1 protein-coding gene is annotated in these 285 nt (G+C 44.2%); it reads right to left on the bottom strand.

Features of this window, described 5'->3' with window-relative positions; all coding sequences use genetic code 11:
- On the bottom strand, window positions 1–285 hold a 285-nt coding region (locus C1G53_RS06815), incomplete at both ends, for a phosphoribosylformylglycinamidine synthase subunit PurQ (protein ID WP_192873109.1).

Below are 285 nucleotides of genomic sequence, written 5' to 3'. Positions count from 1 at the left end.
AGTTTCCATACGGCAACAAGCCCGATTTGACAAGGGCCTGGAAACCATTACAGATACCGATGATGAGGCCTCTTTTTTCGATAAATTGGTCAATAGCAGAGCGGACCTTGGCGTTTCGTAAGATAGTCACGATAAACTTAGCAGACCCATCTGGTTCATCCGCAGCCGAGAATCCACCTGCAAAGAATAGAATATTCGCCTTAGCAATATTGTCAACCATAGTGTCAACCGAGTTTTCAATGCTCTCTGCATCCAAGGTCACAAATGGAACAAGATTGACTTTTG

Source organism: Streptococcus suis (assembly GCF_002960445.1).
GTDB lineage: Bacteria > Bacillota > Bacilli > Lactobacillales > Streptococcaceae > Streptococcus > Streptococcus hyiners.
This window is presented reverse-complemented; position numbering and strand designations above follow the sequence as displayed.